Origin of the sequence: Romboutsia sp. 1001216sp1 (genome assembly GCF_039841805.1) — a bacterium.
Lineage (GTDB): Bacteria > Bacillota > Clostridia > Peptostreptococcales > Peptostreptococcaceae > Romboutsia_C > Romboutsia_C hominis.
On sequence record NZ_JBDPHA010000010.1, the window covers coordinates 27,087 to 42,899 of the forward strand.

Annotated in this window: 14 protein-coding genes and 1 riboswitch; of the genes, 2 read left to right on the plus strand and 12 right to left on the minus strand. The window is 29.5% G+C overall.

Annotation, left to right across the window (positions count from 1 at the left end; translation table 11 throughout):
• Positions 1-4: 4 nt before the first annotated feature.
• From purH to purE, 6 genes are read right to left on the minus strand one after another with little or no spacing between them, the layout of a single operon-like run.
• Complete coding sequence (gene purH, locus ABHC41_RS10550; protein WP_195581668.1) at positions 5-1,537, minus strand: bifunctional phosphoribosylaminoimidazolecarboxamide formyltransferase/IMP cyclohydrolase; 1,533 nt, start codon at positions 1,535-1,537, stop codon at positions 5-7.
• On the minus strand, positions 1,530-2,123 hold the full coding sequence (gene purN / locus ABHC41_RS10555; protein ID WP_166506078.1) for a phosphoribosylglycinamide formyltransferase: 594 nt from the start codon (positions 2,121-2,123) through the stop codon (positions 1,530-1,532). Before purN ends, purH begins: the two co-directional genes overlap by 8 nt.
• Positions 2,117-3,187: a phosphoribosylformylglycinamidine cyclo-ligase gene (gene purM / locus ABHC41_RS10560; RefSeq protein ID WP_166506079.1), complete on the minus strand. Its 1,071-nt coding sequence runs from the start codon at positions 3,185-3,187 to the stop codon at positions 2,117-2,119. Before purM ends, purN begins: the two co-directional genes overlap by 7 nt.
• The gene (gene purF, locus ABHC41_RS10565; protein ID WP_195238502.1) at positions 3,181-4,548 is read right to left on the minus strand and encodes an amidophosphoribosyltransferase; all 1,368 of its coding nucleotides are present in this window, start codon (positions 4,546-4,548) and stop codon (positions 3,181-3,183) included. Before purF ends, purM begins: the two co-directional genes overlap by 7 nt.
• An 11-nt stretch (positions 4,549-4,559) precedes the next feature.
• Positions 4,560-5,255, minus strand: a complete 696-nt coding sequence (gene purC / locus ABHC41_RS10570; RefSeq protein WP_176579624.1) for a phosphoribosylaminoimidazolesuccinocarboxamide synthase — start codon at positions 5,253-5,255, stop codon at positions 4,560-4,562.
• Between the two features lie 2 nt (positions 5,256-5,257).
• Positions 5,258-5,737 carry a 5-(carboxyamino)imidazole ribonucleotide mutase gene (gene purE, locus ABHC41_RS10575; RefSeq protein WP_092922043.1) on the minus strand — a complete coding sequence of 160 codons (480 nt, stop codon included), beginning with the start codon at positions 5,735-5,737 and terminating at the stop codon, positions 5,258-5,260.
• Between the two features lie 354 nt (positions 5,738-6,091).
• Here purE and ABHC41_RS10580 point away from each other — a divergent pair, with 354 nt between their 5' ends.
• Entirely contained in the window at positions 6,092-6,745 is a 654-nt protein-coding gene (locus ABHC41_RS10580; protein ID WP_240275501.1) for a biliverdin-producing heme oxygenase, read from the plus strand.
• 42 nt (positions 6,746-6,787) lie between these two features.
• Here ABHC41_RS10580 and ABHC41_RS10585 read toward each other — a convergent pair whose 3' ends face one another.
• The gene (locus tag ABHC41_RS10585; RefSeq protein ID WP_092922040.1) at positions 6,788-7,132 is read right to left on the minus strand and encodes a hypothetical protein; all 345 of its coding nucleotides are present in this window, start codon (positions 7,130-7,132) and stop codon (positions 6,788-6,790) included.
• A gap of 199 nt (positions 7,133-7,331) precedes the next feature.
• The gene (locus tag ABHC41_RS10590) at positions 7,332-8,660 is read right to left on the minus strand and encodes an NCS2 family permease (RefSeq protein ID WP_271893805.1); all 1,329 of its coding nucleotides are present in this window, start codon (positions 8,658-8,660) and stop codon (positions 7,332-7,334) included.
• 336 nt (positions 8,661-8,996) lie between these two features.
• On the opposite strand from ABHC41_RS10590, the gene ABHC41_RS10595 reads away from it, so the two are divergent.
• A complete protein-coding gene (locus tag ABHC41_RS10595) occupies positions 8,997-9,863 on the plus strand; it encodes a potassium channel family protein (protein WP_195238497.1) in 867 nt (288 codons plus the stop codon).
• Positions 9,864-9,889: 26 nt separating this feature from the next.
• On the opposite strand, the gene ABHC41_RS10600 is transcribed toward ABHC41_RS10595, so the two are convergent.
• From ABHC41_RS10600 to guaB, 4 genes are all read right to left on the minus strand, one after another.
• A complete protein-coding gene (locus ABHC41_RS10600; RefSeq protein ID WP_092922031.1) occupies positions 9,890-10,912 on the minus strand; it encodes a BMP family ABC transporter substrate-binding protein in 1,023 nt (340 codons plus the stop codon).
• Positions 10,913-10,992: 80 nt separating this feature from the next.
• Positions 10,993-12,330 carry an NCS2 family permease gene (locus ABHC41_RS10605; protein WP_092922028.1) on the minus strand — a complete coding sequence of 446 codons (1,338 nt, stop codon included), beginning with the start codon at positions 12,328-12,330 and terminating at the stop codon, positions 10,993-10,995.
• Positions 12,331-12,489: 159 nt separating this feature from the next.
• Positions 12,490-14,022, minus strand: a complete 1,533-nt coding sequence (guaA, locus tag ABHC41_RS10610) for a glutamine-hydrolyzing GMP synthase (RefSeq protein WP_092922026.1) — start codon at positions 14,020-14,022, stop codon at positions 12,490-12,492.
• Between the two features lies 1 nt (position 14,023).
• Positions 14,024-15,487 carry an IMP dehydrogenase gene (gene guaB / locus ABHC41_RS10615; protein ID WP_092922022.1) on the minus strand — a complete coding sequence of 488 codons (1,464 nt, stop codon included), beginning with the start codon at positions 15,485-15,487 and terminating at the stop codon, positions 14,024-14,026.
• Between the two features lie 214 nt (positions 15,488-15,701).
• Positions 15,702-15,803, minus strand: a riboswitch (purine riboswitch).
• Positions 15,804-15,813 lie beyond the last annotated feature (10 nt).

Below are 15,813 nucleotides of genomic sequence, written 5' to 3' on the forward strand. Positions count from 1 at the left end.
CCCCCTAGTGTTTGAAATGTCTTATCCCCGTAAACACCATAGTCATTTGATTTTTATTACAAGCATCTATAGATTCTTGATCTTTCATAGAACCTCCTGGTTGAACTATTGCATCTATTCCATATTCATGTGCTAATTCTACACAGTCACTAAATGGGAAGAATGCATCTGATGCAAGGACTGCTCCTTTGAAATCTTTATCTTTATTATTTTCTAAAGCATTTTTTAATGCCCATATTCTTGAAGTTTGACCACATCCTAGAGCTAAAGTCTGACCATCTTTAACTATAGCTATTGCATTTGACTTCATATTTTTAACTACTCTCATACCAAATTCCATATCTATTAATTGACTTTCACTTGGCTTAACATCTGTCACCACTTCACATTTTTGTGCTAAAGTGTTGTTTCTATCTTGTATTAGTAATTTTCCATCAAGGTATTTCATATCATATGGTTGTAAACTCTTTTCTATTTTAGCTAACTTTAAAATTCTAAGGTTTTTCTTTTCTTTTAATATATCTAATGCTTCGTCTGTATAATCATAAGCTACTACTATTTCTAAAAATATATCATTCATCATCCTTGCAGTTTTAGCATCAACAGTAGAAGTTATTCCTACTATTCCACCAAATATAGATACTTTATCAGCTTCATAGCATTTTTTATAAGCTTCTAAACTATCTTTTCCTATTCCTACTCCACATGGGTTGGTATGTTTAATAGCTACACTAACAACTTCTTTACTATCTTTAAACTCCCTCATTACCTCCAAACATCCATGTAAATCATTTATATTGTTAAATGAAAGCTCTTTTCCATTTAATTGTTCATAATTTAATATTGAATTTTTAGCATTTGGTTGAGTATATAAAATACCATTTTGATGTGGATTTTCGCCATATCTTAAAGTTTCTTCTTTTTGGAATGTTAAGTTTAATATTTCAGAATAAGTATCTCCTACTTGCTCTGCAAAGTAAGTTGATATAAGTGCATCATATCTAGCCGTTGTAGAGAAAGCCTTGTATGCTAATCTTTTTCTATCTTCTAAAGTTAAATCATTATTTTTTAGTTTTTCTATTATCATATCGTAATCATCTACATCTACTACGATTGTTACATCTTTATAGTTTTTAGCTGCTGAACGTATCATAGATGGTCCACCAATATCTATGTTCTCTATCATCTGTTCATGATTTTTTCCTGCTTTTAATGTTCCTTCAAAGTCATATAAATTGACTGCTACTAAATCTATCGATCCTATATTGTACTCGTTTACTGTATCTATATGTGATTTTTCATCTCTCTTATAAAGTATCCCTCCATGTATATATGGATTTAATGTTTTAACTCTTCCGTCTAACATTTCAGGAAATTTTGTTACATCTTCTATAGTTATAGAATTTACTCCATTTTCTACTAGTGTTTTAAATGTATTACCTGTAGATATAACTTCATATCCTAGACTATTTAGCTCTCTAGCAAATTCTACTACTCCACTCTTATCTGTCACACTTATTAATGCTCTTTTACTCATTTATAAACACTCTCCTACCCTGAATACTTAATTTATTTTCGCAGAACAACCTTATACTTTCATTTAATATTTTATGCTCAACTTCTAATACTCTTTTAGATAATGTTTTAGCATCATCATCTTGCTTAACTTCAACTGTTTTTTGCATTATTATTGGCCCATTATCCGCAACCTCATCTACAAAATGAACTGTTGCGCCTGTAAATTTAACTCCATAATCTATGACAGCTTGATGCACCTTTTCTCCATAATAGCCTCCACCACAAAATGATGGTATTAATGATGGATGTATATTTATAATCTTATCTTTAAATTCTGATACAAACTTAGGACTTATTATCTTTAAGTATCCTGCTAGAACTACTAAGTCAACTTTATACTTTTTTAATATTTCTATAATCTTATCTTCATTAGTTTCATATATAGCATCTATATCATTATGCTTTGCTCTTTGTAGAGCATAGGCATTCTCTTTATTTGATATCACAACATTAACATTACCTTTGATGTTTCCAAATTTAGTTCCATCAATGATTGATTGTAAATTAGTCCCTCCACCAGATACTAATACTCCTATGTTTAACATAGACTTACTCCTTCATGAGTGTCTACAACGTTTCCTATTATATATGCTTTATCTTTCATCAGTCCCTTATATTTTTCATCTATATTTATTTCTTGATCTTTAGTATTTATATAATTTACAACTTCTTTTGCTCTTTCACTATCTACAACTAGCACTAATCCAATTCCCATATTAAAACTCTTATGAAGTTCTCTTTCTTCTATAGAATTAAATCCTTCTATCATTTTGAATATAGGAGGTTTTTCCCATGAATCCTTCTTAATATCTATACCTAAATCTTTTGGTATAACTCTAGGTATATTCTCTATAACTCCTCCACCTGTTATATGAGCTATAGATTTTATTTCAAATTTATTTATTAAATCTAAAACTAACTTTACATATATTTTAGTAGGAGTTAAAAGTGACTCTCCTAAAGTCATCCCTAATTCTTCTATGTACTGTTCTAATTTATAATTATATGTATCTAAAAAAATCTTTCTTATAAAAGAATATCCATTGCTATGAACTCCACTTGATGATATCCCTATAAGCACATCTCCATTTTTAACATTTTTACCAGATACTATTTTTTCTTTGTCAGCTATTCCAACTGAGAATCCTGCTAAATCATATTCATCATCAGAATACATACCTGGCATTTCAGCTGTTTCTCCACCTATAAGTGCAGATCCTGCCATCTTACATCCTTTTGCTATACCCGAAACTATCTGTTCTACTTTCTCTGCAACTAATTTTCCAGTAGCTATATAATCTAAGAAAAATAATGGCTTTGCCCCTTGACATATTAAGTCATTAACACACATTGCAACTAAATCTATTCCAACCGTATCATGTTTATCTAACATTTGGGCTAGCTTTAATTTTGTTCCAACTCCATCTGTAGATGATAGCAACACTGGTTCTTTCATAGTTGTAAAATCTTTTAAACTATATAATCCACTAAAGTTTCCTAAATCTCCTATTACATTGCTGTCATAGGTAGATTTTATCTTTCCTTTTATAAGATCTACTGCTCTATTTCCCTCATCTATATCTACTCCAGATTGCTTATATGTTAACATGAAAGTAATTCCTCCCTATCTATTTTCTTAACTGGATAATCTCCATCAAAACAAGCTTTACAGAATTTAGATTTTTGTCCAGTTGCCTCTAGCATTCCTTCAATTTCTAAGAATTCTAATGAATCACATCCTATATATTCTTTAATTCCTTCTACATCATTTTGTGATGCTATTAATTTCGAACGGTTTGGTGTATCTATTCCATAGTAACAAGAATACTTAACTGGGGGTGATGTTATTCTAAGGTGAATCTCACTTGCTCCTGCATCTTTTAGAGATTTTACTATTGCCTTTGAAGTAGTTCCCCTAACTACTGAGTCATCTACGAGTATTAATGATTTTCCTTTGACTACACTTGATAATGGATTAAGCTTTATCTTTACTCCAATTTCTCGTTCTTCTTGAGTAGGTTTTATAAATGTTCTCCCCACATATCTATTTTTAACTAATCCTTCGCTCACAGGTAGCCCACTAGCATTGGAATATCCTATTGCCCCTGCCCATCCTGAATCTGGAACTGGGACAACTATATCAGCTTTAACTTTATCATCCTTAGCTAATATTTCTCCACATTTAATCCTAAAATTATATACGTTTACATTATCTATAGTTGCATCATTTCTAGCAAAGTATATGTGTTCAAATATACAACTTCTTTTCACTGTTTTATAATTTTCAGAGTAAAAATAAGATTTCATTTCACCATTTTTTATAACTATTATTTCTCCTGGCTCTACATCTCTTATAACTTCTCCACCTATTATATCTATCGCACAATCCTCAGATGCAAATATAAATTTTTCATCTTTCTTACCTAATATTAATGGTCTAAATCCATGAGGGTCTCTAACTGCTACAAGTTCATCTTCACCCATTATTACTAGTGAATATGCACCTTTTATATAATCCATTGTTATTTTTAAACTCTCTACTATATCACCTTTATAGTATCTAGCAAGTATGTATAAAATTACCTCCGTATCAGAGTTCGCTTGAAACATATATCCATCTTCTTCTAACATGTCTCGTAAATAATTTGCATTTACCAAATTACCATTATGAGCTAAGGCTAATTTTCTCTTTCTACAACTTCCAACTAATGGCTGGCAGTTTGCCATATAACTTCCACCAGCAGTTGAATATCTTACATGTCCTATTCCCATATTTCCTTTTAACTCTGCTAAGTCTTTTTCCTTGAACACATCTGATACTAATCCCATATCTTTTTTGTAGTTTATTTTTTCATTGCCAACTACTGCTATACCACAACTTTCTTGACCTCTATGCTGCATAGAGTACAAAGAATAATATAATTCTTTAGATATATCTTTATTTGAATATATACCTACTATTCCGCACATATTATATCCCCCTAATTACTCATTCTTGCAAGGACTTCTTCATATCCTTGTACAAGGTCTCCTAAATCTCTTCTAAATCTATCTTTATCTAATTTTTCATTAGTGTTTACATCCCATAGTCTGCAAGTGTCAGGAGATATTTCATCGGCTAAAATTATATTTCCTTCGCTATCTTTTCCAAACTCTAACTTAAAATCTACTAGCTTTAAATTCATCTTTAAGAAGAAATCTTTCATAACTTCATTTATTTTTAAAGTTTCTTTTCTTATAAAATCTATTTCTTCTCTAGTTGCTAACTTCATTGCTACTGCATGATCATCATTTAGCATTGGGTCACCATATTCATCATTTTTGTAGCATAGCTCAAATATTGGTTCTTCTAAAACTATCCCTTCTTCTATTCCAAATCTCTTACAAAATGATCCTGCTGTTATATTTCTTACTATAACTTCTAGTGGTAAAATTTCTACTTTTTTGACTAACATTTCTCTTTCTGATAAGTTTTTTATGAAGTGTGTTTTGATTTGTTCTTTGTGTAACATTTCAAATATTATTGTTGATATTTTATTATTTAATATCCCTTTTGATGATATTTCAGCTTTCTTTTCCCCATTAAATGCAGTTGCATCATCCTTGTAATGAACTATGTACTCATTTTCATTTTCTGTAGAATATATTTGTTTAGCTTTTCCCTCGTATAATAACATAATTAATTCCCCCTAAAATTTTTATCATCTTCTAATACTTTAGCTTCCATTTCTTCTCTATATAATTTTAAATCTTCTTTTAATTTTGGATATTTTATACTCATTATTTGAAGTGCCATTAAAGCTGCATTGAGCCCTAGGTCTATAGTCACAGTTGCTACTGGTATTCCCTTAGGCATTTGAACTATTGATAAAAGTGAATCTAAACCATCCATAGTAGATGATTTTATTGGTAAACCTATTACAGGTATTAATGTATGAGATGCTATTACCCCTGGTAGATGTGCTGCCTTTCCTGCTGCTGCTATTATTACGTCTGTATTGTCTTCTATTTCTTCTAAGAAACTCATAAGTTGCTTTGGCGTTCTGTGTGCTGATAAAGCTCTAACTACTACTTCTACATCATACTTTTCTAATAAATTTATTCCTTCTTCTAATTTAGGATAATCTGATTTGGAACCCATAACTACTGCTACTTTCATTTTAAATTCCCTCCGTTTTTTTATTATAAATACGATATATTTAATTCGTACTATAATTCGAACTTTATATTTAAATTTTATATTAATATTCACATATAATCAAGTATTTATTTTGTTTTTTATTAATTAAATTCGATATTTAATTATCATTTACATAATTTAATTATATATTGTTCGATAAATGTATAATTAAATTATGTTTTATATGAAATTATCTTTCATTAGACCCTCTACTTTATTTATCTAACGACTTAGTTGATTTTTAAACATTTTTCGGTCTATATTATAAAAATTTTTATAATTTTGGTTTAGCTTATTACTTATTAGGTATAAATTTAGTAGATAATTAAAATTATGAAGAAAGAAGATGATTTTATGGATATGAATTTCCTAAAAACAATTCAAAGTGACACAAAAAAATTACATGATATGGCAGAGAATACAGGGTTCATAAAAAGATTAGTAGATGGTAATGCTACTATTGAAACATATGGTGAGTATATCTACAACCTTTACTTTGTATATAAAGCTATAGAAGATAATTTAAGAAAACATGAAGATAATGAAGTTTTAAAAGAGTTTATAACTCCCGAAGTTTTTAGAGCTGAGTCTTTACTAAAAGATTCTAAGTTCTTATTAGGAGATAAATTTAACTCAATGGAAATTTGTGATTCAACTAAGGTCTTTGTTAATAGATTAAATGAGTTATCTAAAATAAATCCTAATTTATTAGTTGCTCATGCATATACTAGATATTTAGCAGATTTATTTGGTGGCAGAACAATATTCGAAATAGTTAAATCTAAATACAATATTGATAATAAAGGACTTAATTATTATGTATTTGATCAAATACAAGATTTAAAAGGATTTGTCATGATGTACCATCAAAAACTTAATTTAATAAAATTAGCTGACGAAGATAAAAAAGATTTCTTAAATGAGGTTTGCTTATCTTATGTTTTCAATATAAGTATATCTAATGAATTAGAATATCTAAGATTTTAAATAAAAATATAGCCACTTTTATATATAAAAGTGGCTATATTTTTATCTATTTTTATTCTTATAACTAGGAAGAAAACTAAATGTTTTCCATGTAATAGTAAACATATAAATCAAACATAAAAATAATAAAATCGGAATTAACATCTCTGGTAGCTTATAATATTTATCTATGGTGAATATAATCCCTTCTATTATTAGTAAAAATCCTATAGTGTAATTAAGTTTTATGTAGTATTTTTTATATTCCTCATTATCTTTCATTTTTTCTATGCAACTAAACGTAAAATTAGAAGATGGTATAACCCCATTCTTTCTTACTCTATTTGTTGAATATATAGTATATATCCCCATCATTATTAAAAATATATTTACTATTATTCCAAACATAGTAAATCTTTCCTCCTTTATATATGACTTTTCCCCATAGATATTTTTATATTTAGTTTAACATTTATTTATATTTCTAACTATACTTTACTCAATTTGTAATAAATTGTAATATATAGCATTAATAGATTTAATTTTTAATTTAACCTCTAACTTTCTTAACATAAAAAAGCCACTCACTGAGTGGCTTTTTGTTATTTTATAAGAATATAAACTTACATATAAATAATATTGATAATATTATCAATGATAAATTTATTTCATTTGTTCTTTTTGTCGCTATCTTTAAAACTACAAATGATATTATACCAAATATTATTCCATCAGCTATACTATATGCAAGAGGCATCATAGCAAATGTTAAGAATGCTGGTATAGCATTTGTAAAATCTGAAAAATCTATCTTAGTTAATGAACTTGCCATCATAACTCCAACTAATATAAGTACTGGAGCTGTAGCTTGAGTTGGTATCGCTGTAAATACTGGTGCAAAGAATAGTGCTAGTAAAAATAATATTCCTGTAGTTACTGCTGTTAATCCAGTTCTTCCACCTTCACCTATACCTGCCGCACTTTCTACATAAGCTGTTACTGTAGATGTTCCAAGTAATGCTCCTGCTGTAGTAGCTATTGCATCTGCAAATAATGCTTGTTTAGCTTTTGGTAACTTACCATTTTCATCTAACATATCTCCCTTTGAGGCAACCCCTACTAAACATCCTACTGTATCAAATAAATCAACAAATAAGAATGTAAATACAACTACTATCATATCAAAGCTAAATATTTGTTCCATTGGAACTGAGAAAGCTTGCATAAATACTGGCTTTAATGATGGTGCAGCCGATACTACACCTTCTGGAGGATGAACTAATCCACCTATCATTCCTACAATAGATATAGTAAGCATAGCCACTAAGAATGCTCCCTTTACATTTCTAGCTATTAGTATTGCTGTTAATAATAATCCAAATATAGTTAATAAAACTAATGGATCTTTTAAGTTTCCTAGTGCAAGTATTGTAGATCCGTTAACTACTATTCCTGCATTCGATAATCCTATAAATGCTATAAATAATCCTATACCTGCTGTTACTGCATGTTTTAAAGCAGTTGGTATACAATCTATTATTTTCTCTCTTACATTAGTTATTGTAAGTAATATAAATATAATTCCTTCTATTAATACTGCACAAAGAGCAAACTGCCAACTATACCCCATACCTAAAACTACTGTATAAGCAAAGAATGCATTAAGCCCCATACCTGGTGCTAAACCTATTGGATAGTTTGCTAATAATCCCATAGCACAACTTCCTATAAATGCTGCTATTGCTGTTGCAGCAAATACTGCACCTTTATCCATACCTGCATCTGCAAGTATATTTGAGTTTACTACTAAAATATATGCCATAGTCATGAATGTCGTTATTCCTGCTATAACTTCAGTCTTTACGTTTGTGTTATGTTCTGATAGTTTAAATACTTTTTCTAGAACACCTTTGTTCATTGTCTGAGTTGACTGCATTTGTACCTCCCCAATTTTCGAATTTATAATAATATCTTATATAAATAATTCGTTTTTATCTTAACCTTACATTAGTAAGTATATTATATAGTCCATATTTTTTCAATAGTTTTTTTGAACCTTTTTATATTTTTTATTTCTAAAGTTCGTATTTTTAGTTAATTTTTATTATATTTTACTAGTATATACTCTAAAACGTTCTATATTTCGCTTATTTCTATCAGATTTTTAACTCTTATATATTGGCTTTATTTTGACATTATATTTTTTATATCTTAGAATTATTAGTATCATAGTTTGATTTCAAATCACTTATATAAATTGGAGGTTTTTATTTTGTTAGTTATTACAAGAAAAAAGCGAGTTTTCTACAACGTTACTATGGTACTTCTTTCGTTGTTAATTGCTAGTATTTTAATTATTCAATTAACTATAAGTATTAGCCCCAAAACCTCGTTAATTCTTTCAAATATAGAATTTTTCATATGGGTAATATTTGTTATAGATTATATAGCTAGATTTATTACTAGTGATAATAAGAAACTTTTTATAAAAAATAATATATTAGATTTAGTATCAATAATACCTTTTCATACAATATATATATTTTTCTCAAACTTATGTAATTTTCATGTTGGAAAATATATACTTTTACTGAAGTTAGTCATGGTACTAAGAATATTAGCTATAATAAAAAGAAGTAATAGCAATTTTTATCGTTTAATAAGAACCAATAACTTTAGTTATACTCTTTTTATAGCTGTTATAATAATACTCCTAAGCTCTATTTCTATTAGTTATTTTGAAAATTGGGATATTGGAGATTCTCTTTGGTGGAGTATAGTTACTGTTACAACAGTAGGATATGGATATATATGCCCTAAAACTTTTTGTGGTAGAATAATAGCATCGATTCTTATGATATTTGGTATAGGATTTATAGGTTCGCTTACTTCTACGCTATCTACATATTTTATTAAAAAGGAAAATATAAGACATCATCATAAAAAACATAAAAAACATCATTCTCTCCTTCAAGATAGCCTAAAGGATGTAGTTATTGGTGCTAGATTTAGTAAAGATGAATATAAAGACATGGTTATACTAGATATAGTAAATAGGTTGGAAAACTTCGATGATTTAAGTGAAGATGATATAAATACTATGTGTAATGTACTTTCTTCTTTAAAGAAAAAAAGCTAGAGCATAATTTTGCTCTAGCTTTTGATTTATCCTTGAGTTTTTTCGTATTCTGCTTTAGTTGCAGGTACTTTTATTTCTCCATTTTTAACTTTTTCTTTCATTTCATTAACATAGTTTAATACATCTTGTGGGATTAATCCATCTTTTTTCTCTACTATACCAACTCCACCTTGCTTAAGTCCGTATACTTTTTCTTCTCCACCTTTTAACTTACCTTCTACTAATTCTTTAACTGTATCATATACACCTACATTAACTTTCTTTAAAGCTGATGTTAATACATTTTTTGGTGCTAAATTACTTTGATCTCTATCTACTCCTATAGCGTACTTATCTTTCTCTTTAGCTGCTTCTATAGCACCTAATCCAGTAGCTCCTGCTGCTGATAATATTATATCTGTATTGTTTCCATACATTTGATTTGCTATTGATTTACCTTTAGCTGCATCTCCAAATGTACCTGCATATTGTACATTTATATTAGCATTTGGATTTGCAGTTTTTACTCCATACTTAAATCCATTTTCAAATCTTGATATTATTTGGTTTTCCATACCACCTAAAAATCCTACATTATTAGTTTTAGTCATCTTACCTGCTACAAGACCTGCTAAGAATGTTGCTTCATTTTCTTTAAATAGTATTGGTGTTACATTTTTTGGGATATCATCATAAGTTTCATCAATTATTGCAAATTGTTGATCTGGATAACTTTCAGCTTCCTTCTTAATATCATCCTTCATAGTGTTTCCTACACCTATAACTAAGTCTACACCTTCATCTATGACACTTTCTATGTTTTGTATGTATTCTGATGCTTGTTTAGATTCTATAACTTTTACTTTTATACCTAATTCTTTTTCAGCTTGCTTAAGACCTTCATATGCTGATTGGTTGAATGATTCATCATTTATTCCTCCAACATCTGCTACCATACCTACTTTTATAGTTTCTTTTTCACCCTTAGCTGAATCTGAACCACATCCAACTAAACTTAATGATGCTACTATTATAGCTGTACTTAATGCTGTTATTTTTTTGAATTTCATATTTTTCCTCCTAGTGTATTTTTTCATATATGTCTATATATTGCTTAGTATATTTAATTTATATTCTTAATTTATTGATTTTATAGTAGTGCAAATTTTAATATAAATACTATTGATAATATTATTAAGGATGTTTTTGCTTCATCTTTTTTTCCTGATAATAATTTTAATACTGTATAAGATATTATCCCAAACATTATCCCATCTGCAACACTATACGATAAAGGCATTACTATAAATGTTATAAATGCTGGTATTGCATCTGTTAAATCATCAAAGTTTATTCTAATTATAGAACTTGCCATCATAAACCCAACTAGTATAAGTACTGGAGCTGTAGCTTGAGCTGGTATTGATGTAAATAAAGGTGCAAAGAATAATGATATAAAAAATAGTATTGCTGTGACAATTGCAGTTAATCCAGTTCTACCACCTACGGCTATGCCAGCACCACTTTCTACTGTAGTAGCAAGTGTAGATGTCCCTAACACTGAAGATATAGTAGTTGAAACTGATTCAGCTAATAATGCTTTTTTTACCCCTGGCATATTTCCATTTTCATCTATTAAATTTGCTCTATCAGCTATACCTAATAAAAATCCTATAGAGTCAAACATATTTACAAATAAAAGAGTTAATACTATCACTAACATATCTAAGCTAAAAATATCTGATTTTCCTACTTCAAAAACTTTCATAAATACTGGTTGTATAGATGGTGGTACATCTATAACTCCTTGGGGCATAGGAACTATTGCAAATATCATACCTATTATTGATGTTATTATTATGGATATTAAGAATGCTCCATTTACTTTTCTTATTAATAATGTTGCAGCAATTATTAAGCCAACTATAGCAAGTATAACTGTTGGAGACTTTACATTTCCAAGAGATATAATTGCTCCACCTTGTTGGATTATTCCTGCATTAACAAATCCGATAAATGTTATAAATAAACCTATTCCAGCTGTTATAGCATGTTTTAAAACATCTGGCATACACTCTATTATTTTTTCTCTGACATTAGTTATTGTTAATAAAACAAATATGATACCTTCTATAAACATTGCACATAAAGCAAATTGCCAACTATATCCCATACCTAAAACTACTGTATAAGTAAAGAATGCATTTATACCCATACTTGGCGCTAATATTATTGGGTAATTAGCAAGTAATCCCATTATTAAGCATCCTATTGCCGATGCTATTGCCGTGGCTGTAAAAACAGCTCCCTTGTCCATACCCGCTTGTCCTAGTATTGTAGGATTTACAACTAATATATATGCAATTGTCATAAATGTAGTAATTCCTGCTAATACTTCTGTTTTAACATTTGAATTATTTTCGCTAAGCTTAAATATTTTTTCTAAAACATTAACTTTTCCTTGGTTATTTTTTACCGTATTTTTCATTTATACGCCTCCTATAATTAATATTTCAGAATCTTTTCAATTTTATATTATTTTTTATTTTATAATGTAATATTTTGTCGATAGTTTTATAAAAATAAAAGGCTTATAGCCTTTTATTTTTATAATGTAAAGTGTATATGAAGTAATTATATTATAATCTTATTCCCATTCTATAGTTCCTGGAGGTTTAGAAGTTATATCATAAACAACTCTATTTGCTCCATCAACTTCATTTACTATTCTATTTGATATTTTCTCTAAAACATCATATGGCATTTTGTACCAATCAGAAGTCATCCCATCAGAAGATGTAACAGCTCTTAAACCTACTAAGTAAGCATAAGTTCTTTCATCTCCCATAACTCCAACAGTTTTAACATCTGGTAAAGTAGCGAATGCTTGCCATATTTCTTTGTATAATCCAGCCTTTTTTAATTCATCCATATATATAGCATCAGCTTCTCTTAAGATATCACATCTTTCTTTAGTAACTTCTCCTATAACTCTTATACCAAGACCTGGTCCTGGGAATGGATGTCTGAATATTAAAGCTTCATCTATTCCAAGTTCTAAACCTATTTTTCTAACTTCATCTTTGAATAATTCTCTTAATGGTTCTACTATTTGGAACTCTATATCTTCAGGTATTCCACCTACATTGTGGTGAGATTTTATAGTAGCAGCTTCTCCATGTCCACTTTCTACTACGTCTGGATATATAGTACCTTGTACTAAGAAGTCCATTTTTCCTAACTTTGAAGATTCTTCTTCGAATACTCTTATGAATTCTTCACCTATTATTTTTCTCTTAGCTTCTGGTTCAGTTATCCCTTTTAATTTTCCTAAGAATCTATCTTCACAATTTACTCTTATTAAGTTCATGTCAAACTTATCTCTGAATATTCTTTCTACATCGTCACCTTCATTTTTTCTAAGTAAACCATGGTCAACGAATACACAAGTTAAGTTATCTCCTATAGCTCTATGAACAAGTACTGCAGCAACTGATGAGTCAACTCCACCACTTAATGCACATAAAACTTTTTTATCTCCAATTGTTTCCTTTAATTCTTTTATTTTATCTGATATGAAAGAATCTGTTGTCCAATCTCCACTTACCTTACATACATTGTATAAGAAGTTTTTAAGAACCATATCTCCTTCTAAACAATGTTCAACTTCTGGATGGAATTGCACTCCATATAAGTTCAGTTCAGCATTTTCCATAGCTGCTACTGGACAATCAGCAGTGTAAGCTATTGACTTGAACCCTTCTGGTAAAACATCTATTAAGTCTGTATGACTCATCCATACTGTACTTGTAGTTATACCTTCAAATATAGCTGACTTTTCATAAGTTATTGATGTTTTTCCATACTCTTTTTCACTAGTATTTCCTTTTCTTACATTACCACCTAATATGTGAGCCATTACTTGTATACCATAGCATATTCCAAGTATTGGTACACCTATTTCAAATATTTCCTTAGCTATCTTAGGAGAATCTTCTAAATATGCACTATTAGGTCCTCCTGTAAATATTATACCCTTTGGATTTTTTTCTTTTATTTTCTCTATAGGAGTCGTATATGGTATTATTTCACAATATACGTTATTTTCTCTTACTCTTCTTGCTATTAATTGATTGTATTGACCTCCGAAGTCAACAACAAGTACTAATTCATGCTTCATATTATATCTCCCCTTGCATACTATAGTTTGGTGCTTCTTTGCTTATTGTTATATCATGTGGATGACTTTCTTTTAAAGATGCTGCTGTTATCTTAACAAATTGAGCATTATCTGCTAAATCTTTTAATGTAGGTGCTCCACAGTATCCCATACCAGCTCTTATTCCACCTATCATTTGGAATATTATATCTTCTGCTTTGCCTTTGTAAGGAACCATTCCTTCAACACCTTCTGGAACTAATTTCTTAGCATCATTTTGGAAATATCTATCCTTTGATCCTCTTTCCATTGCCCCTATAGAGCCCATTCCTCTATAAGTTTTGTATGATCTACCTCTATAAAGAACTGTTTCTCCTGGACTTTCTTCAGTTCCAGCAAACATTGATCCCATCATACATACTGCTGCTCCACCTGCTAATGCTTTAACTATATCTCCTGAGAATTTAATTCCTCCATCTGCTATTACAGGCACTCCATATTTTTTACCAACTTCTGCACAATCTATTACAGCTGTTAATTGTGGTACCCCTATACCTGCTACTACTCTTGTAGTACATATTGACCCTGGTCCTATACCAACCTTTACACAGTCTGCTCCAGCTTTTATTAAATCTTCTGTTGCTTCTGGTGTTGCTACATTTCCTGCTATAACTTGAAGCTGTGGATGAGCATTTTTTACTTTTTTAACTGCATCCATAACTCCCTTTGAATGTCCATGTGCACTATCTAATACTATAACGTCTACATTAGCTTTAACTAATGCATCTACTCTATCTAATAAGTCTGCACTTATTCCGACAGCTGCACCACATAAAAGTCTTCCATGAGCATCTTTAGCAGAATTTGGGTATTGTATTTTCTTTTCTATATCTTTTATAGTTATTAATCCTTTTAAACGACCTTCTTCGTCTACTATAGGTAGCTTTTCTATTTTATGCTTTTTAAGTATTTGTTGAGCTTCAACTAAATCGATTCCTTCCTTAGCTGTTACTAAGTTTTCTTTAGTCATAGCTTCCTCTATACTCTTAGTCATATCATCTTCAAATTTTATATCTCTGTTAGTTATTATTCCTATTAGCTTATTATTTTCATCTACTATAGGTACCCCAGAAATTTTATATCTAGCCATTATATCATCTGCATCTTGTATACAATGGTCTTTTGATAAGTAGAAAGGATCTACTATTACACCACTTTCACTTCTCTTTACTTTATCAACCTCTAATGCTTGTTCTTCTATTGACATATTTTTGTGTATTATTCCTATTCCACCTTGTCTAGCCATAGATATAGCCATTTTAGATTCAGTAACAGTATCCATTCCTGCACTCATTAGAGGAATATTTAATTTTATTTCTTTAGTTAAATAAGTCTCTAATTTAACATCTTTAGGTAATACCTCAGATTTTTGAGGAACTAATAAAACATCATCAAAAGTTAAGCCTTCTTTTAGTATAGTTGCCATGGTAGTTCTCCTCCCTTTATTTTTTATTTATACGAATTTTATTTCCATTTTTTTAATCATTTATTCGTGTTATAAATGTATACAAAAAAACCTGCATAATAACTTCATCTTACTTCTCATAAAAGTGAAATTACTATACAGGTTTCCAAAATATCTGTTCTAGCCAACCTGTAAGGATTTTAATCAGCCTACAAGTTTACTTTATATGATATTCTGTGATAATAATTTCACTCATAGTCAAGATATTTACGGTATCTCGGTAGAAACTCTCAGACCATATTTCTGAGTATATACGAGTGATGGTATGTATTCATTTATAAATAATT